18 protein-coding genes and 1 tRNA gene are annotated in these 19911 nt (G+C 57.1%); all 19 read left to right on the top strand.

Annotation, left to right across the window (positions count from 1 at the left end; translation table 11 throughout):
- Positions 1–51 precede the first annotated feature (51 nt).
- Positions 52–423 carry a RidA family protein gene (locus EXR70_11800; GenBank protein ID MSP39165.1) on the top strand — a complete coding sequence of 124 codons (372 nt, stop codon included), beginning with the start codon at positions 52–54 and terminating at the stop codon, positions 421–423.
- Between the two features lie 19 nt (positions 424–442).
- Positions 443–886, top strand: a complete 444-nt coding sequence (locus tag EXR70_11795; GenBank protein MSP39164.1) for a RidA family protein — start codon at positions 443–445, stop codon at positions 884–886.
- Between the two features lie 208 nt (positions 887–1094).
- Positions 1095–1171: transfer RNA gene (locus EXR70_11790), tRNA-Val, on the top strand.
- Positions 1172–1202: 31 nt separating this feature from the next.
- On the top strand, positions 1203–2420 hold the full coding sequence (locus EXR70_11785) for an aromatic ring-hydroxylating dioxygenase subunit alpha (protein MSP39163.1): 1218 nt from the start codon (positions 1203–1205) through the stop codon (positions 2418–2420).
- A 3-nt stretch (positions 2421–2423) separates the two neighbouring features.
- Positions 2424–3395, top strand: coding sequence for an ABC transporter substrate-binding protein (locus EXR70_11780; GenBank protein ID MSP39162.1), 972 nt, complete (start codon positions 2424–2426; stop codon positions 3393–3395).
- A 4-nt stretch (positions 3396–3399) separates the two neighbouring features.
- The gene (locus EXR70_11775; protein MSP39161.1) at positions 3400–4296 is read left to right on the top strand and encodes an NAD(P)-dependent oxidoreductase; all 897 of its coding nucleotides are present in this window, start codon (positions 3400–3402) and stop codon (positions 4294–4296) included.
- A 15-nt stretch (positions 4297–4311) separates the two neighbouring features.
- On the top strand, positions 4312–5394 hold the full coding sequence (locus EXR70_11770) for an ethanolamine ammonia lyase-activating protein (protein MSP39160.1): 1083 nt from the start codon (positions 4312–4314) through the stop codon (positions 5392–5394).
- A gap of 10 nt (positions 5395–5404) precedes the next feature.
- Positions 5405–6388 (top strand): ABC transporter substrate-binding protein, encoded by a 984-nt coding sequence (locus EXR70_11765; GenBank protein MSP39159.1) that lies wholly within the window; start codon positions 5405–5407, stop codon positions 6386–6388.
- Between the two features lie 160 nt (positions 6389–6548).
- Complete coding sequence (locus tag EXR70_11760) at positions 6549–7922, top strand: UbiD family decarboxylase (GenBank protein MSP39158.1); 1374 nt, start codon at positions 6549–6551, stop codon at positions 7920–7922.
- A 10-nt stretch (positions 7923–7932) separates the two neighbouring features.
- Complete coding sequence (locus EXR70_11755; protein ID MSP39157.1) at positions 7933–9201, top strand: hypothetical protein; 1269 nt, start codon at positions 7933–7935, stop codon at positions 9199–9201.
- A 61-nt stretch (positions 9202–9262) separates the two neighbouring features.
- The gene (locus EXR70_11750) at positions 9263–10258 is read left to right on the top strand and encodes a dihydrodipicolinate synthase family protein (protein ID MSP39156.1); all 996 of its coding nucleotides are present in this window, start codon (positions 9263–9265) and stop codon (positions 10256–10258) included.
- Positions 10259–10316: 58 nt separating this feature from the next.
- Positions 10317–11306, top strand: a complete 990-nt coding sequence (locus EXR70_11745; protein MSP39155.1) for an ABC transporter substrate-binding protein — start codon at positions 10317–10319, stop codon at positions 11304–11306.
- Between the two features lie 10 nt (positions 11307–11316).
- Entirely contained in the window at positions 11317–12744 is a 1428-nt protein-coding gene (locus tag EXR70_11740) for a UbiD family decarboxylase (GenBank protein ID MSP39154.1), read from the top strand.
- 9 nt (positions 12745–12753) lie between these two features.
- Positions 12754–13260 carry a hypothetical protein gene (locus EXR70_11735; GenBank protein ID MSP39153.1) on the top strand — a complete coding sequence of 169 codons (507 nt, stop codon included), beginning with the start codon at positions 12754–12756 and terminating at the stop codon, positions 13258–13260.
- Positions 13261–13324: 64 nt separating this feature from the next.
- On the top strand, positions 13325–14269 hold the full coding sequence (locus EXR70_11730; protein ID MSP39152.1) for an ABC transporter substrate-binding protein: 945 nt from the start codon (positions 13325–13327) through the stop codon (positions 14267–14269).
- A gap of 28 nt (positions 14270–14297) precedes the next feature.
- Positions 14298–14897, top strand: a complete 600-nt coding sequence (locus EXR70_11725; protein ID MSP39151.1) for a thiamine pyrophosphate-binding protein — start codon at positions 14298–14300, stop codon at positions 14895–14897.
- Between the two features lie 176 nt (positions 14898–15073).
- On the top strand, positions 15074–17305 hold the full coding sequence (locus tag EXR70_11720; protein MSP39150.1) for a xanthine dehydrogenase family protein molybdopterin-binding subunit: 2232 nt from the start codon (positions 15074–15076) through the stop codon (positions 17303–17305).
- Between the two features lie 315 nt (positions 17306–17620).
- A complete protein-coding gene (locus tag EXR70_11715; GenBank protein MSP39149.1) occupies positions 17621–18649 on the top strand; it encodes a cupin domain-containing protein in 1029 nt (342 codons plus the stop codon).
- 443 nt (positions 18650–19092) lie between these two features.
- Positions 19093–19905 carry an AAA family ATPase gene (locus tag EXR70_11710; protein MSP39148.1) on the top strand — a complete coding sequence of 271 codons (813 nt, stop codon included), beginning with the start codon at positions 19093–19095 and terminating at the stop codon, positions 19903–19905.
- Positions 19906–19911: the final 6 nt, after the last annotated feature.

Below are 19911 nucleotides of genomic sequence, written 5' to 3'. Positions count from 1 at the left end.
GTCCTTCTCGCCGCTGCTCCAGGGGGAATCACCTTGGCGCAGGAGCGCGAGATGATTTTGCCCGTGCCGCAGTCGGCCTATTCGCAAGCGGTCAAAGTCAAAGGCGGCGCCTTAGTGTTTCTCTCCGGCGTCGGGCCGGTGGACGAGAACGGCAAGCTGCAAGCGCCCGGCGATTACGCCGGTCAGGTGCGCGCGACTTGGGAGAACATGCGGCGCGTCATGGCGAAGGCGGGCGGTTCGGTGGATGACATCGTGACCATGACCGTCTATACCACCGAGCGCCGTTGGGGCGAGATCTTCACCGACATGCGCAAGGAAGTTTGCAAGACCGGCTATCCGTCGAGCGCGTTCATGGAAGCGCGTAAGTTGAAAACGCCCGGCGCGATGATTGAGATTCAAGCGATTGCGGTGGTGAAGGAATAATCGGGAACTGGGAGGAATCGTGAAACGACAAATTTTGCTGGCATTGATGCTTCTTGGCTTCTTGGATTTCGCTCACGGCCAAGAGCTGAAGAAAGAGTTCATCGAGCCACAGCCGCAGGATTCGCGCTCGACGGCGGTTAAAGTGAAAGGCGGTACGATGTTATTTCTTGCCGGCCATACGGCGAGTCAACCGCGGCCCGATGCCGAGCTGGGAAATTTCGCGGCGCAGTTTCAAGCGACCTTCGACAAAATTAAATTGACGTTAAGCAAAGCCGGCGGCAGCGTCGATGACATCGTCTCGATGGGCGTGTTTCTCACCGACCTGCGCTACATTCCAGAATTCGCGAAGCTCGCGAGGGAGCTTTTCAAAAAAGGCTTCCCAGCAATTACCTATGTTGAAGTGAGCCATCTGGCGCGGCCGGCGAGTTTGATGGAGATCCAACCGATCGCGGTGCTGCCGTAGCAGGTTGCTGCAAAAAGGTTCGGAATGCTTCGAGAGCCTCAGCATGAACGAAAAATGCGCATGATATCAAATTCCCGCCGTTCGTCCTGAGCCATGTCGAAGGACTCTGAGAGGGTTTTTCAGCAACCTGCCCGGTTTGAAATCGGCAGCGAGTTGCGGGCGCCGTTGTTGAAGCTTTCACTTCAAGGTGTTAGATAACTGTTCCAGTGGTCGCATAGCTCAGTTGGTTAGAGCGCGCGCCTCACATGCGCGAGGTCGTAGGTTCAAGTCCTACTGCGACCACCACTTCCTTAAAAAAGTTTTTTGCCCGCGATTCATGGCCGGCCAGCGCAAATCTCAATCCACCACTGGGAAACCGCTTTCACTCGGCGATCTTCCCCATGTCGGAGGCGGCACGCCCGTGGGCGAATGGTTTCGCCGCCACTGGTTGGTGGCCGGCACGACCGCCGAGCTGCGCGACATTCCCGTCTCGGTAAAAATTCTCGGCGAAGAGTTAGTCTTGTTTCGCGCGGAAAATGGCGAAATCGGCCTGCTCGGTTTGCATTGTCCCCACCGCGGCGCGTCGCTGGAATATGGCGATATCGAAGACGGCGGCTTGCGCTGCCCTTATCATGGCTGGTTGTTCGACGTTGGTGGCCAGTGCTTGGCGATGCCGGCCGAACCCGTTGAGCGCGGCTTCGCCGGCAAGGTTCGACATGTGTCTTATCCAGTGCAAGTGCAAGGTGGTTTGATTTTCGCTTACCTGGGGCCCGACGGCGATTCTCCGCCGCCGTTGCCGCAGTATCGTGCGCTCACCGACAGCGCCGGCCAACGATCCTTGGAAGCGACCCGGCGCTTCGATTACAACTGGTTCAACTTCATCGAGAACGGCGCCGACCCGGCGCATTTCTCGATTTTGCATCGCGCCGATCCTGACGACGGCACTTGGCGCAGTTGGTTTTTCAACTTTCGCGACATTCCACCGTTCGATGCGATTGAAACTTCCTATGGCATGAAAGTGATCTCGCGCAAACTGGGACCGACGGCCGACACCGAGTACGTCGATGAGAAGAGCTTTGCCCTGCCGAGCATTCTGCAAATCGGCGACACCGAGTTTACCCATTTCGAGCAGCCGCGCGAAGCGCTGAGCGCGGGATCGCATAACGCGCATATCATGTTCGTCACGCCCAACGACGACGACAGTTTTATGCTTTACACCGTCAATCATTACACCGGGCCGGATGAGAATTTTTTTTCGAAACTCGCGCCCAGCCGCAAAGTTGAGACCCAGGCGGCAAAGAAAAGCTACGACCGGCGCAAGTTCGCGCCGTTTCGCGGCAGCGTGCGCACAGAAGACATCGCCTGTCAGGCGACTCAGCCTTGGCTCGATAAACGGCACGAACATCTAGCGACTTCGGATCGCGGCGTGATCATGCTGCGAAACATTATTTTCGATGACATCGAAGCGATGCGCCGCGGCCAAGGGCCGCGAAGTTTGGCCGGCGCGGTCAAGATCGATTCGTTTACCGGCCTGCGTGAGAAAGGAATTTGCTGAATCATGCCGCGCTGGATAGCACTTGTGATTTTGTCGGTCGTCGTGTCAGTGACCACGGGCAACGCGGCGCCGCTGCGCATCGCTTACAGCGCCATCAGCGGCGCCATGTCGTCGCTCTGGGTGGCGCAGGAAGGCGGCTACTTCAAGCGCGAAGGTTTGGACACCGAGCTGCTTTACATCGGCGGCGGTTCGCTGTTGATACAAGCCATGCTCAGCGGCGATGTGCCGTTCGCCTACGGGCCGTCGGTGCCGGTGATCAACGCGACACTGCGCGGTTCCGATCTGGTTTTGATCGGCAACAGCGGCAACAGTTTGGTGTTCTCGATCATGGCGCGGCCCGAGATCAAGCAGCCAGGGCAATTGCGCGGCAAGAAGGTCGGCGTGACCCGCCTCGGCGGTTCGACCGACTGGGCGTTGGATGCGGCGTTGAAACATTGGAACTTAAAACGCGGACAGATCACCGTCATTCAAACCGGCGGCATGCCGGAAGGCCTGGCTGCGCTTGCTTCCGGCGCCTTGGATGCGGTGGTGCTGTCGCCGCCGAGTAATTTTCGCGCCGCCAAAGCCGGCATGCATGAGTTGGAAGATGTCGGCCAATTGAAAATTATTTTCCCCAATACGCCGCTGTCGACGGCGCGCTCGTTCCTTCGCGGCAACCGCGACGTGACGCTGCGTTTTCTGCGCGGCTTTACTCTCGGTTTGCAGCGGCTGCGCGTCGATAAAGAGTTCAGCATGAAAGTGTTGGCGAAATACACTAAAGTGACCGACGTGGAAACCCTCGGCCAATTGCATCAAACCTACGGTGTCAAATACAGCGGCGACCGGATTCCTTTCGTGCGGCCGGAAAGCATCGACGAGATTCTCAAACGCACGCCGGGGAAAGAAGCGCGCGAGGCCAAGGGCGCGGACTTCATCGATAACAGTTTGCTGCAAGAGCTGGAAAAATCCGGCTGGTTCAAAGCTCAGGCGAAGTGAATCCATGCGCGTCATAGTTACCGGAGGATCGGGTCGCCTCGGACAATTCGTCGTGCGCGAACTGTTCACCCATGCGCACCAAGTGTCGGCCCTCGATGCGGTCAAGCCGCGGGAGTGTCCGGCGCCGACTTACCTCGTCGATTTGAGCAAATTCGACGCGCTCTTCGATCATTTCAAAAACGCCGACGCGGTGATTCACTTGGCGCGCGTAAGATTTCCTTACACCGAGAGCGGCTTCGATGCCGCGACGCAGCGCTGGCAATTTCCCGATATCGCCGGTGACGCCGGCCGTTTCAATGCGAACATCGCGATGACTAACAACGTGCTCAGTGCCGCGCAGGCAGCCGGCGTGAAAAAAGTCGTCTGCGGTTCGAGCCTGGCGATTTATGGTCTTTACTATCCGGTGACCGATTTGCAGCCGGATTATTTGCCGATCGATGAAGCGCATGCGCTGCGGCCGCAGGATCCTTATGGGCTTAGCAAAGTCGTCGGCGAAAAACTTTGCGATGGGGTGACTCAGAGAAGCGCCATGCAGATCGCGAGCTTGCGTTTCTCCGGAATCTACACCGAAGAACATCGCGCGCTGCTCGCCGAACGAAAGAAAAATCCCACTATCCGCGGCACCGGTGCGCTGTGGAGCTACATCGACGTGCGCGACGCGGCGCGCGCTTGCCGGTTGGCGATTGAGGTGGATTTCACCGGCCATGAAACCTTCAATATCTGCGCGTCGACAACGATCATGGATACGCCGACGCGCGAGCTTGTCCAGCGTTATTTGCCGCTAGTCAAAAGAGTGCGCATGGATATGGAAGGAAACTGGTGCGGTTATGCTACAGAGAAAGCCGCGGCGACACTGGGCTTCCGCGCGCGTGATTTGTTTCGTCATGGATCTCTGCAATAACCGATAGGAGGAACGATGCAATCGCAAAGCGAATTCGTGCCTAGGACTTACGGTGCGACCCCCTTCGACCAATTTCTCGAATGGGAAGAGCTTCCGGTAATCAGAAACTTCGTCGTCGGCGACATCCGAAAACTCGAGGTTGCGCCCTGGCGCCGGCGTGGTGGTTTAGGTTGCTACATTATTCTCGGCCATCCAAATGAGCCGCCCAACTCGGCGGCCTACGTCTGCGAAATTCCACCGGGCGAAAGCCTCAAGCCGCAAAAGCAAATGTTCGAGGAGATGATTTTCGTGCTCAAAGGACGCGGCGCAACGAGCGTCTGGCTCGACAACGGGAAAAAGCAGACCTTCGAGTGGCAGGAACGCTCGATGTTTTCGATTCCGCTGAACGCATGGCACCAGCACTTCAACGGTCAAGGCGGTGAGACCGTGCGCTACATCGGTTATACCAACTCCCCGTCGGTCTTTAACCTGTATCACAACTACGATTTCGTTTTTAACAATCCGTACCAGTTCCTGGACCGCTACCACGGCGAAGAAAATTACTTTAGCGGTAAAGGAACCGCGCTGCCGGAGCGGCGCGTGTGGGACACGAGTTTTATCGCCGACATAGAAAAGCTTGAGTTTCACGACTGGACGAAAAAAGGTCCCGGGGCGACCAACGTCGAGCTGGAATTCTGCGACAACATTATCTCGGCGCACATCACCAAGTCTCCCGTGGGCGCCTACAAGAAGGCGCACCGCCACGGTCTCGGCGCCGATATCCTGGTGCTCGAAGGCAAAGGCCACTCGCTCATGTGGCTCGAAGGCACCGCCATGGAACGCTATGATTGGGGCCCGTTCAGCCTATTTTCTCCGCCGCACATGTGGTTTCATCAGCACTTCAACACCGGTAAGGTGCCGCTGAAGATGCTCGCCTTCAAGCCGTTTGGGCAGAAGTTCCAGGTTATGGACTATGACAGACTTTTCGTCAGCACCGGCGGCGGCGGACATCTGATCGAATTTCCCGACGAAGATCCCAAGGTGCGAGCTATGTTCGAGGAGGAGCTTAGAAAAGAAGGCGTACCTGTGAATATGCCGGCGCACATCTACCAGCGTTGAGGAGCCTCTTATGAACCGAAGACATTTCCTGATCTCCGCAATTTTGCTACCGCTCGCGCTGCTTGTCACAGGGCCTACCGCTTGGCCTTTGGAGAAGGTCCGGCTGGGCTATAGCGGCGTCGGCTCGGGCGAGGAGGTTCATCACTTCGCCAAAGAAGTCGGTTTGTTCAATAAAGCGGGCCTCGACGTCGAGATCGTTTACATCCCCGGCGGGTCAACCGTTGTGCAGGCGATGGCATCGGGCGAGGTTCAGTTCGGACGTGGTTCGGCCACCGAAGTCGTGAGCGCGAACATGGGCGGGTTCCCGCTGAAAATTCTCGCCGCGTTGATCAATAAGTTCGTCTATAGTTTCGTGACTCCTGCCACGATCACCAAACCGCAAGACCTGAAGGGCAAAGCGGTAGCGATCAGCCGGTTTGGCTCCGGGTCGGATTTTATCACTCGCATGGCGCTGAAATCGTGGGGCCTCGAACCGGGGAAGGACGTGACGATTCTTCAGATTGGCAATTCTCCCGAGCGACTGGCGGCGATTGTCGGCGGAAAAGTGCATGGCTCGATTCTCTCGCTGTCGCAGACGCCGAGGGCAAAGAAATTGGGTCTGCGCATGCTCGCGGATTTGTCACAGATCGACACCGAATATCCGCAGGGGGTTCTTTATGCGGCGTCGTCGTTGATCGAAAAGAGGCCCGATTTGATCCGGAGCTTTCTTGCGGCCTACGTCGAGGGGATTCGCCAGTTCAAAACCAACAAGCAAGTTGCCTATAACATCATAGCCAAAAGCAGCGGTTTGACGGACAGAGCCGATATCGAAGAGTACCACAGCCTGTTGTCGAAAAATTTCTTACTGGATTATCCGATGCCGACATTGGCGGGAGTAAAAACGGTCTTGGAAGATCTCGGATCCAAGAATCCCAAGGTGCGTGAGATCAAACCGGAAGATCTGTTGGACACCCGCTTTCTGCGCGAGTTGAAACAAAGCGGGTCGGTTCGGTAGAGGTTTCGTGGAGCTTGATACTCTGCCACGGGCTAGACATGAGCGGGAGCAGTTTGCAATCTTGGGTTTCTTCCGTCGTACTGAGCTTTGCCGGGGCGTGAATTGAATTTTGACAAGCTACTGAAGAAAGGCGGATGAAGTGAACGCTACCGAAGGAACAATGGATTTACGGCAATTCTTGAGAGTTCTGGAATCCGAGGGAGAGCTGCACAAAATCGGCACGGAGGTCGATGCCAAGCATGAACTCGGCGCGATCTGTAAGATTCACAACGAGCGGCCCAACAGTCCGGCGCTGCTGTTCGAGAATGTTAAGGGCCACAAAATTCCAGTCGTCGGCCAGCTGTTGGCCAGCGATAAGCGCGTCGCTCTTGCGCTGGGGTTGTCCCAAGAAAACGTCTTCGACGAAACCGTGCGCCGGGCGAGCAAACCGATTCCGACCCGGTTGGTCACTAGCGGTCCCTGCCAAGAAGTTGTTTTCGAGGGCGACGATGTCGATGTCACCAAGCTGCCACTGTGCACCAACAACCCGCGCGACGGCGGACCGTACATTACCGCCGGCCATGTGATCATTCGCGATCCGGAGTACGGCAACAATCTGGCGATTTACCGCATGATGTTGGTGTCGAAAAACCAGGTGACGATCCGCTTTACGCCCGGCCATGACGGTCACGACTTCATCAAAGCTGCCGAGAAGCGGGGCGACAAGAAGTTTCCAGTTGCGGTTTGTATCGGCGTGCCGCCGGCGGTCTACGTTGCCTCGCAGTTCGAACCGCGTGCCGGCGTCTTCGAGTTGGAAATCGCTGGCGGCTTGACGGGTGAAGCGGTGGAAGTGGTGAAGTGCCGCACCATCGATCTGGAGGTGCCGGCGCTGGCGGAGATAATCCTCGAAGGTGAACTGACGATCCCGGCGAAAACCGGCGATGAAGGGCCGTTCGGCGAGTTTTGCGGTTACACCACGGCGCAGGTTCCCAACGAACGGATCATGACGATCAAGGCGATCACCCATCGGCGCAACCCGATCTATCACAACATCTGGCTCGGCAAGCCGCCGCACGAACATCTCTACGTCGACGCGCTGACCTACGCCGTGGCGGCCTATCAAGAATTGAAGCCGGCCTATCCGGCGCTGAAAAAAGCCTACGCGCCGCCCTGGGGTGTGTCGATCGTTTTGATTTTGCAGATGGAGAAACGGCTGATGCGGCGCGGCATCGCCAACAATATTCTAGCTTCATCGCTCTACACCCGCAGCGGTAAATGGAAGCATGTCATCGTCGTCGACGAAGATATCAACATGGAAGATCCCAACGAGGTGCTCTGGGCGCTGACGACACGCTTCCAGCCGGCGACCGATATGTTCGTGATCCCGCGCAGCATCACCAGCTCTCTCGAACCCTCGGCGGAAGCGGACGGGCTCACCTCGAAGCTGATGCTCGATCTAACCATCAAAGAAAACTTCCGCGGCGAGGTGGCGGAGCCGACGGATCAGATGCGCGCCAGTGTTTTGAAAAAGTGGGCTGAGTATGGATTTAAATGACCGTTTCTAGTTGGCAGAAGCGTTGGAGAAATCCCGCGGAGTTTACGTTGTGAAAGCACTGCAAAAAAAATCAAGAAAGAAAGTTTCGGTTGCCGACATCCCGCGTGTCGGCCCCGGCACGCCGACTGGCGAATGGTTTCGCCGCTACTGGTTGGTGGTCGGCGTGGCGCGGGATCTTTACGATATTCCTCAAGCGGTGAAAGTTCTTGGCGAAGATCTGGTGTTGTTTCGCGATCCGAACGGCCGGTTGGGTTTGCTTGGCGAGCATTGTCCGCATCGCGGCGCGTCGTTGGAATACGGCGATATCGAAGACGGCGGTCTGCGTTGTCCCTATCATGGCTGGCTGTTCGATATCCACGGCCAATGCTTGGAAATGCCGGCGGAGCCCAAGGACAGTAAGTTCTGTCAAAAGATAAAGCAGTTGTCCTATCCGGTGCGCGAGTTGGGCGGTTTGATCTTCGCCTATCTCGGACCTGATCAAAAAAATCCGCCGCCGCTGCCCAACTACGCCCCGCTGCTCGAGCGCGGCGGCCAACGGCAGATCGAGTCGGTGCGCCATGCCGATTACAACTGGTTCAACTTTTTTGAAAACTCCGCCGACCCGGCCCATGTCTGCATTCTCCATCGCCATGCCGGTTACGGCCAGCAGTCTTGGGGCGATCATTTTTTTAGCTACACCGACATGCCCGATTACGAATTCGTCGAGATGGATTACGGCATGAAGGTGGTGATGACCAAGCCGGGGCCGACGCCGGGGACCGAATTCGTTGACGAGATGAGTTTGGCGTTGCCGAGTATTGTGCAAGTGGGCGATACCGAATTTGTCCACGCCAAGATGGACGCGGCGGCGCTGATCAACGAAGGCTCGCGCTGCGAGCATTGGATGTTCGTCACGCCCAACGACGATGATCACTTCATGCTGTTTAGCGCCGACAATTATCTCGGGCCGGTGGCGAATTTTTTCGAGCGGCTCAAGGAGTTGCGCGCCAAGGAAACCCCCAACGAGGAAGTGAAGCCCTACGACAAACGCAAGCACATGCCGTATAAAGGCAACGTCCGCAAAGAGGATTTCATGACCCAGGGAACTCAGGGTTTGCTCGGCGCGCGTGACGAGCAGTTGGGCGTGTCCGATCGCGGCGTGATCAAGTTTCGCAAGATCGTTGTCGACGCCATCGAAGCTGCTCGTGGGGGTAAACGGCCGAAGGGGTTGGTTGCGCCTGAAAAGGCCGGCGAAGTTTATAAACTCGATACGCAAGTCGGTGTGCGCGAGAAGATATAAAAAAAATACAATAGTTGTCATTAGAGTGTCTGGTTCCTTCTCCCTCTGGGAGAAGGTTAGGATGAGGGTAAGGGCGACCGCCGGTCGCCCCTACGAGAGCCCTCTCCCTGGGGGAGAGGGTGGGAAAATTTGCCGTAGATTTTTTGTAGCATTGGCTGGAGGAATCATGATTCGTGGAGTGTTGTTGCCGATCATTACGCCGTTCGATGAAAAGGTTCGTGTCGACGAACAGATGATGCGCCAGTTGGTCGACTTTCACATCAAAGCCGGTGTGCAGGGTTTGTTCGTGCTCGGTTCGACGGGACAAGGACCGGCGATGACGACCGAGGAAAGAAAATTCACCGCGGCGATCGCGCTCGATCAAGCGAAGAAGCGTGTGCCCGTGGTGATTCATGTCGGCACGGCGGACGCCGGCAGCGCGGTGGAGTTAGCGGAGCATGCAGCGGCCAATGGCGCGGATGCCGTCGCGATCGTGCCGCCCTATTATTATTCCGACCACACCGAGTTCGAAATCATGGCGCACTACAAAGCGGTGCACAAAGCGATGCCGCTGCCGATTTATATTTACGAGAATCCGAAATACTCCGGCATTTCTATTCCACCCGGTTTCGCCGTCCGAATGAAGGAACAGGTGCCGGCGTTGCAAGGCATCAAAGTCGCCTATGGCCAAGGCGCATTGTTGGAGTACGTTCGTTTGCTGCCCGACGTTTCGGTATTCACCGGCAATGCCGATCTATTCGGCCTGGTTCCCTTCGGCATCGCCGGCATGATCAATCCACCGACCAGCTTCGTGCCGGAGATTTGCGTCGACTTATTTAACAAGCTCGATAGCAAGGATTACGCCGGCGCGGTGGCAGCGCAAAAGAAAGTCGATACCGCCACGCGCATCGTCGCGGCGCGCTTGCGCAAGTGGGGCCGGGTGCCGTTGCAAGAAGTCTATCGCATGCGCGGATTCGCGGTGAAACGTTTTCCCAAGTGGGAAACCGAGCAGATGCCGAAGGACGAGATCGCCAAACTCGAGCGCGAGCTGAGAGACGCGGGGATCCTGGAGCAGTGAAGTCGCAACCGGTGAAGATTGCTCGAAGCGGCCTTTGACTGCGATTAGGACAAGCATCTTGAAATACGTAACGACTTTTTCTGGCTGTCTATTCATCGCATTGGCGCTACAATTCTCATTGGCGCGCCCGGCCATCGGCGCCGAGCCATTGCGCATTGCCTACAGTTCGATCAGCGGCGCGATGGCATCGCTTTGGGTGGCGCAGGACTACGGTTATTTTCGCCGCCACGGTTTGGATGTGCAACTGCTCTACATCGGCGGCGGTTCGGTGGTGACCCAGGCGTTGATCGGCGGCGACGTACAGTTCGCTCGGCTCGGCGCCAGTCCAGTGATTCAGGCGTCATTGCGCGGCGTGAGCCTAAAAATGATCGCCAACACGATCAACACGCTGGTGTTTTCACTGATGGCGCGGCCGGAAATTCAAACCTACAAAGATCTCAAAGGCAAAAAGATCGGTCTCACGCGGCTTGGCGGGTCCACTGACTTTGCGTTGGACTTAGCTCTGAAGAAATGGGGCTTGCGTCGCGGTTCTGACGTCGCGGTGATTCAAACCGGCGGCATGCCGCAGTTGCTCGGCGCAATCACGAGTGGAATCGCCGACGCCGGAGTGGTTTCGCCACCGACAAATTTGACCGCGGCGAAACTGGGCCTCAGGGAGTTGGTCGACTTCGGCGATATCGGCATTATCTATCCCAATTCGCCGCTGGCGACGACGCAAAGTTACTTGGAAAAAAATCGCCCCACGGCGTTGCGTTTGCTGCGTGCCTACTGTGAAGCGATTCATCGCGTGCGCACCGATAGGGACGGCGCGATCAAAGTGCTCGCCAAGTACACCAAGGTTCAGGATGGAGAAATTCTCAACGAGCTTTATCGCGTCTACGGCGTGAAATATCAGGAAGCGATTCCAAGAGTGAGATTGGACGCGGTGGAAGAAGTATTGCGCTCCGAGGTGAAAAGCGCCACGGTGGCGAAGGCTGGCGACTTTGTCGACAATAGTCTGGTCGCGGAGCTCGAACAGCAGGGATTGTTTCAATCGTTGTACCGATAGGAGGAAAGGCATGGCTTACCGGGATTTGCGCGAGTGGTTGGATCAAGTCAACCAGTTGGGCGAGCTGAAAAACGTTGACGGCGCCGATTGGGATTTGGAAATCGGCGCGATTATCGAAATGGCGCGCAAGGAGTCGAAGGTCGCGCCTTGTCTCATGTTCGACTCGATTAAGGGCTTCGACAAGGGACTCCGGTTGGTCGCCGGGCAGCTCAACTCGATCAAGCGCGTCGCGCTCACCTGCGGCATGCCGACGGACATGGAGACCATGGATTTGGTCAAGGCCATGCGCACGAAGATCAAAGAGCTGAAACCGATTCCTCCGCGGGTGGTCAAAGATGGCTCGTTCATGGAGAACGTCTGGGAGGAAAAAGACGTCGACATCCTGCGTTTCCCGACGCCGCGCTACAATATTCACGATGGCGGCCGCTATATCGGCACCGGCCATTTGACCATCACCCGCGATCCAGAGGAAGGTTGGCTCAACATCGGCACTTACCGCGTCATGGTGCATGATTCGAAGTCGGTGGGCCTGTACATTTCTCCCGGGCGCCACGGGCGCATTCAGATGGAAAAATATTTCGCGCAAAACCGCGCCATGCCGGTGGCGTTGTCTTTGGGTCACGATCCGTTGCTGTTCATGGCCTCGGCCTTCGAGGTGCCCTACGGATTGTCAGAGTACGATTTCGCCGGCGGTTTGAAAGGCGAGCCCATCGATGTGGTGACATTAGCGCGCAGTGGACTGCAAGTGCCGGCGACCGCGGAGATGATTATCGAGGGAGAGTGTATCCCGGGAGATGTGAAGACCGAAGGGCCGTTCGGCGAGTGGACCGGATACTACGCCAGCCACGTGCGTGAAGAGCCGGTCATTCGGATTCGCCGCATGTACTTCCGTAACAATCCGATCATGGCGGGAGCGCCGCCAAGCAGGCCGCCGACTGAGGCGACTTTTTACAAAAGCTTCTGGCGCTCGGCGATGGTCTGGGAAGAGCTGGAGCGCGCCGGCGTGCCGGATGTGGTTGGTGTTTATTGCCCACCTGAGGGCAATACGCGTTTGCTCACCGTGGTGGCCATTAAACAACGCTATCCGGGCCACGCGCGCCAAGCGGGGTTGATTGCTTCGCAGTGTCATGCCGCTGCTTATCTCGGCCGCTTCACGGTGGTCGTCGACAGCGACATCGATCCCACCGACATGAAAGATGTCTGGTGGGCGATGACGACGCGCTGCGATCCGGCGGAAGATATCGAAATTCTGCGCCGCTGCTGGAGCGGCCCCCTCGATCCGATCGTGCAACGGGGCAAGAAGGGATTTAACTCCCGCGCCATCATCGACGCCTGCCGGCCCTACGAGTGGATCAAGGATTTTCCCGCCTCGGTGATCGTGCCGGAAGACTTGGCGAAGCAAGTCAAAGAAAAATGGGGCAAGAAGATTCTCAACTGAACGCGAACCGTGAGACCAGAAGCTGCCGAAAAAGTTGTCGCCGGACTCAAGCAAGCGGGCATCGACTTCGTTGCCTATTTGCCGGAAACCCGGCTCAGTGAAATTCTGCCGCCGCTAAAGGCGGACGAGAGTTTTATGCTGGTACCGGTCGCCAGCGAAGCCGAGGCGGTCGGCATCGCCGCGGGCGCGTCGCTGGGCGGCAAGCAGCCGGCGATTTATATGGAAGGCACCGGCGTGTTTGTCTCGGCCTACAATCTGCTCACCGTCGGTGAACGGTTCGGCGTGCCGATGCTTTTGCTGGTGAGCTACATCGGCAGCATGGACGACCGGCGCAGCACGTTTCTTTATTCCCACTACGGCACGCATATGATTCCGCAGCTCGAAGCTCTGGGTCTGCAATACGAGATCGTTCACGATGACGATAATATCGAAGTGAAGATCGAGAACGCCGTGCGCACGATGCATGGGCTGAAGCAGCCGGTGGTGTTGTTGTTTACCGGGGAGTTTACGATCTGAATGGCCGTAAGGGGTGAAGGGTAAGGGGTTAGGGGTGAAGATAAAATTCCACAAGGTTCGATTCGTGATCGGTATTGCAATTATTTGCCTGGGATGGTTTTTCAATTCGGCGCAGGCGCAGAAAATTACCGTTGCGGTTTCCAATCCGGATATGTCGTTTCTCAGCGGCGGAGTGGCGAAGTATAAGGGCTTCTTCAAAGAAGAGGGACTGGACGCCGAGTTGGTGCAGATCACCGCCAATGTTTCGATCGCGGCGCTGGCCAGCGGCAACGTCGATTACAATTTGATTTTGCAGTCGGTGGTCACCGGGAGTTTACGCGGCTTGCCGATCAAAGTCGCCGGCATTCTCATCGAACGGCCCAATCACGTCTTGATGGTGAATCCGAAGATTGCTCGCGTCGCCGACCTCAAGGGCAAAAAGATCGCCATCAGTTCGTTTGGCTCGGCGACGGACATCTTGGCGCGCTTGACCGTCGAGCATTTCAAGTTGGTGCCGCAAAAAGATGTGCAGTTCATCGCGGCGGGAAGCGGCTCGGCCCGGCTGAGTCAGTTGGAATCGGGCCTGGTCGATGGTGCGCTGGTTTCGCCGCCATCGGATCAAGTAGCCGAAGCACGCGGTTTCAAGAGTTTGGTGCGCACCCGCGACATTTTGCTTTTCCCGGTCAACGGCTTGGGCGTGCACGAACAAAAGCTGAAAAATCAGCGCGGCGAAGTCAAGCGTGTGCTGCGCGCGCTGCTTAAAGCGAATCGTTTTATCCTCGACGACAAAAAAGGCGCCGTCGAGATATTACAAAAATGGAGCCGGACGCCGCTGACGGTTGCCGAACAAGCTTACGCTTCGACGGTGAGCAATTTCAGCCGCAACTTGTTGGCGCCGCGCGACGCGCTGGAAAAAGTCATCGAGAGCACCAAGCTCAATATCGATCTCAAGCGCGACGTGGCGCTGGGCGACGTGTTCGATTTCAGTTTGGTGCGCGAGATTCTCAAGGAACTTGGCGAGGCGTCGTGAGCGTGGGGGAAATAACGGATTGTGATGTATGCAGCGCTTTGAATGTTTGGAGCAGCTCGCTCCTCTAGTTACCAATCAGCTGGTCGTCACTTCGCTCAGCGGACAGCGCGTCGAGTGGGGGCATTTGTCGCGTCACGAAGGCAGTTTGCTGCTCGGCTCCATGGGCAACGCGTTGTCGGTGGGTTTGGGTTTGGCGCTGGCATTGCCGAAGCGCAAAGTCATCGTCCTCGAATCCGACGGTAGCTTGCTGTTGTCGCTGTTCAATTTACCGACGGTGGCGAACATGAACCCGGCCAATCTCGCGGTTTTCGTCTTCGACAATCAAGCTTATAGCGGCACCAAGATCAGCGAGCCCACGGCGACGGCGGGCAAGACCGATCTCGCCGGCATGGCGAAGAGCGCCGGCATCGACCACGCGTTGACCGTCCGCGATGTCGATTCGTTCAAACGCGAAGCTGTCGGTGCGATCAACGAGTCGGGACTGCGCTTCGTCGTGGCTAAAGTCGAAGAGAGCCGCGGCCACCGGCGCATCGAACGGACGAATGTCGATCTGCTCGAGAACAAATATGCCTTCGTCCGCTATGTGGAGCGCACGGAAGGCAAGGCGATTTTCCGCGGGCGGGGTTAGAGGTTTCTGAGTTCGTTCCTTCTCCCCTTGCGGGAGAAGGTTAGGATGAGGGGTAAGTGCTGAGAGGTGATGAGACAACACCCTCACCTCTATCCTCTCCCGTCGAGGGAGAGGAGGTAAGATTGCGTCGATTGAATTATTGAAGGTAACACAATCTTTTTAAGTTCTCATTGATCATGCGGAAAAAAAATAGCGAGCGCGTCATCGGCGTTTCCACCACCCGTTCCGAAGGCCGGGAAAAAGTTTCCGGCGCGGCGCTCTACGCGACGGACGTTGTCCTGCCCAACATGCTTTGGGCCAAGGCGCTGCGCAGTCCGATTGCTTACGGCCGGATAAAAAGAATCGATGTCAGCAAAGCTCAGGCGCTTGCGGGTGTGCGCGCCGTTGTGACCGGCGCCGATGCCAAAGGTTTGCTCATCGGCCGGAAGATTTACGACATGCCGGTGCTCTCCGATGGTGTCGTGCGTTTTATCGGCGAGAAAGTTGCCGTCGTGGCTGCGGAGAGCGAAGAGATCGCCGAAGCGGCGCTGGAATCGATCGAGGTTGAATACGAAGAATTCGCGCCGCTGCTCGATCCCATCGCAGCCGTAAAGCCGGAGGCGGCTTTGCTGCATCCCGACGTGCAGGGCTACCGTGGTTTGCTACATGAGATCAAAACGCCGAGCAATGTCTTTGTCGATTTGACCTGGACCAAGGGCGATATCGACGCGGGGTTTCGCGAAAGCGATATCGTCGTCGAGAATACTTTCACCACGCAGCCGATGCATCAGGCTTACATCGAGCCCCATTCCTGCGTCGTGCAGGCGAACGCCTCAGGCGGCGCCGATGTTTGGCATTGTTCGAAAGTTCCCTTCGCGTTGCGCGAGCAGGTCGCTACTGCGTTTCACAAAAGTTTGCCCGACTTCACGATGCATCCTTGCTACATCGGCGGCTGTTTCGGCGGCAAAGGCGACTCTATGGACGTGCCGGTTTGCTACATGTTGTCGCTCAAGAGCGGCTGGCCGGTGAAAATGGTGATGGATTACGCGGAAGAGTTTATCGCCGGCAATCCGCGCCACGCGGCCATCGTCAAAGTGAAGACCGGCGTGAAAAAAGACGGCACGCTGGTGGCGCATCGGATGGATTATCTCTACGACAGCGGCGCCTACGGCGCGTTCAAACCGCAAGGCTATTTGGTCGGGCCGAAGGAAGCGGCGGGGCCGTATAAAATTCCCCACGTGTCGATCAACGAGAAAATCGTTTACACCAACAAAATCCCCTGCGGCCACATGCGCGCGCCCGGCGAGCCGCAAGGCTTTTTCGCCAACGAATCGCAGATGGATTTAGTCGCGCACCGGCTGGGCATGGACGCGATCGCGTTTCGCAAGAAGAATTTGATGCATGACGGCGATGTCTCGCCGGTGGGCCACGTTATACCGCATATCAAGAGCGACGAGATTTTGTCTGAAGCATTACAAATTTCCGGCTACAACAAATCGAAGCGCAAACATCTCGGTCGCGGCCTGGCGCTGGCGCAGTGGCTGCCGCTGGGCGGCGAAGGGCATGCCTTCGTCGCCATCGGCGTGCACGGCGAGATCACAGTTTCCACGGCAATGGTCGATCAGGGCGCGGGAACTTATACGGCGATGCGCCAGATCGCCGCTCAGGAACTGCATGTCCCGGTGACCGAAGTTGGCTTCGAAATTCTCGACACCAACCACGCAGCCGCGGACACCGGCGTCGGCGCCAGCCGGGCGACACGCATCTTCGGCAATTCGGTTTATGCCGCTGCCTTGCAAGTGAAAGATAGATTGCTGCACCGCGCCAGTGAAATGTTCGGCGTGTCGACAGAGCAATTGACGTTCAGCGGCGCCGGCGCGATTCGCGCTCCCAACGGCAGGGAAGTAACTTATCGTGAGATAGTAAAAAAACTCGGCGCGCCGATTCGTTTTGAAGGCTCGTACAAAAATTTCGACAACGGGCCACAGGCGGCGATGGTTGTGCAAGTCGCGGAAGTGGAAGTCGACGTCGAAACCGGCGAAGTGAAGTTGCGCCATTTCACCACAGCCCATAGCACGGGTACGGTGATCAATCCCTTGATGCATCAAGGGCAGATTGACGGTGGCGTGGTGAGCGCGATTGGCTATTCGTTAATGGAACAGTTGATCATCGATCACGGTCAGGTGACGACGACCAACTTCGGCGAGAGCAAGATTCCGACGATACGCGACATTCCGCCGCTCAAGACCGTGATCCAAGAATTTCCCGTCGGCAACGGTCCCTATGGCGGCATGAGCATCGGCGAGCCGCCGGTGTTGGTCGCCGCCGCGGCAATCGCCAATGCGGTGCACGACGCGGTGGGTGTGCGGATTTACGATCTGCCTATTACGTCGGAGAAAGTGCTGCGGGCGATCAAAAAACTCGGATGATTTAACCGCAAAGAGCTTAGCGCAGCAGAGCCGCAACCAAATGAGAAAGAGTTTTCACCACGAAGCCCACGAAGGGTTCGAAAAATTAATACTGCGAACTTCGTGCTCTTTGTGTCCTTCGTGGTGAGATTGGATTTCCTTGTTGAGTACGGCAACTTAGGAGTACCGGTGCGGAAAATTTGCGCAAGCCATGCAACCTTTGAGCTATTGTAGGGCAAAGAAACTTCGTACGCAGGGGCGCGATTTATCGCGCCGGTTGGTTGCGGCTTCGTGGTCAATCGTATTGGGATGCAATCGCGACGATAGATAAAATTTATGGCTGAAATTGAACGAGAACGGGAAGCGTTGCGTGAGCAGGAAACTGCCGCGGAGCATTACTACGATTACGAGGCGCGCTTCGTTAAGCAGAAACGTGAGAAGGAACGGATCAATTTTCTGCCGCGGGTGATCAAGCCTGCGATGTTCGCGCCGGGGGAGTTCGCTCTCGGCGATATTCACATCAACGCGCGTTACACCGTGGCGCCGCTGAGTTCGCTCACTTGCGGTTTCGTCGAGCTTTGCGCCCTCGAGAAAAATCCGCCCAAGCGGGCGATTCATTCTGAGTTGGTATACATCATCGACGGCAGCGGCGAGTCGATACAGGATGGCAAAGTGATTCCATTCCATGCCGGCGACGCAGTGATCGTGCCGGCCTATACGATGCATCACTTTATGACCATCGCGGTCGACGGCTTTCGCGCATGGCTACCGCAAGTGCGGTTGTGGCACAATCAAGGACTGCTCTGGCGCGAGCAACAGAGCGAGGAGAAGATTCCGCTGCAAGCGCAGAAAGACCGCAAGCTCGAGGAAATTTTCCAAGCGCGGCGCCAAGTACAAACGATTCGCCCAGAGAAAAGCCGCTACGATTGGTTTTTGAACCGGCTCGCGGAAGAAAATCAGCTCGAACAAAACGGTCCGCGTGTCTTGTCAGGGCGGGATGGCAAGTGGGAGCTGACGCGGCAGGGGCGGTTGAAATTTCTCATCAGCCGCTGGACCGAGGTGGCGAATCACTCGCTGGACTTGATGGAGCAGGAGATTGCGCCGGGCGAACGGAGCGGCGAGCACCGCCATATCTTTGAGGAGCTGTTGTTGGTGCTGCGCGGGCGCGGTCACGATCTGCATGAAGGCACGCGCCACTCTTGGCAAGCCGGCGATTTGATCTGCATCCCGCCGATGATCGCCCATCAGCATGTCAACGACGGAGATGAGATGGCGCGGCTGGTTTCAGTTTGGGCGCGCCAGCCGGGGCATGAGTTTCTCGGCGGCATCGAACAGTTGAGCGATGCCTCGGATTGGCAAAAATAGTTCGACTTGCGATCGCGTAGTAGAAAAAATAGGAGCCGCATGATGATAGGTTTGTTTGAGTCGATCCGAAATCTTATCCCCATCGAGGGAGTCGTAGTTTCGGACGCGGTCAATGTTGCTTCAAACGAAACGAGCAGGGGTAACGGTTGACTGCGAGGGTCTCACTGCAACTCAAAGCGGTGCGTGGGAATGGCGATGCGGCGCGCGATAATTTCGTCGCCATCGCCGCAAGCGATCTGTCAATCGCGCAGATCGCTGAACGTAGCGCCGTGGAATTGCGTACTGAACGGGGCCGGCGCTTGGTGGCGTGGGTCGTGCCGGCGGGGAATTCCAATGCCAACGGCGTCGTTTATCTCGATCGTCATCAGTTGTCCGCGCTCAAACCTAGCCTCGACGAGCTGGTGACGGTGCGCGTCATTGACATCGCCGATGCCAAGCGGGTGATGCTCGAACCGCTCTCGGCGCTGGACGAAAATCTCGCCAGTATCGAACAGGAAATCGCCGGGCAACTGACTGCTAGGGCGCAATTGCTTTGCAGCGGCATGCTGTTGGCGATGGAGTTGAAGCTCTTGCCGCGCCCGATAATGTTTCGCGTTATTGCGGTGGAGCCGGAGAGCGGCCGCGTCACTGACGGTACGCGAGTGGTTTTGCGCAGCGGCCGGCTGATGCCCGGCGCCGCGGCGAATCTGGTGACCTTCGCCGACATCGGCGGCCTGGCGCCGCAGATCGAGCAGATTCGCGAACTGGTCGAGATGCCTTTGCGCTTCCCCGAAGTCTTCGAAAACTTGGGCATCGAAGTGCCGCGCGGGGTTTTGCTCTGCGGCCCGCCGGGCTCGGGAAAAACTTATCTCGCCAAGGCGTTGGCCAATGAGATCGGCGCGCGCTTTTTTTACATCAACGGTCCCGAGGTGGTGAGTTCGCTGCATGGCGGCACGGAAGCCAATCTCAGGCAGATTTTCAACGACGCCATGGAGCATCGTCCGGCGATCGTCTTGATCGACGAGATCGACGCCATCGCGCCGGTGCGCGGCGAGAGCGGTCTGCAAGCCGACGTGCGCATGGGCACGCAGTTACTTTCACTACTCGACGGCTTGGTCAACATGGAAGAAGTGGTCTGTTGTAGCAAAGTGATTATGTCAGGGGTTAACGGCAACGTAATTATGTCAGGGTGGAAGGATGACAACCCTGACAATGAAAGACGAGAAACGACTAGACGTAATTCAACGAGTATATCGCAGCGAGATCACCGTGGTTGAGGCCGC

The sequence above is a fragment of the Deltaproteobacteria bacterium genome (assembly GCA_009692615.1).
GTDB lineage: Bacteria > Desulfobacterota > Binatia > UBA9968 > UBA9968 > DP-20.
Note: the sequence above shows the minus strand (reverse complement) of the source record. Positions and strands in the feature narration are given on the sequence as shown.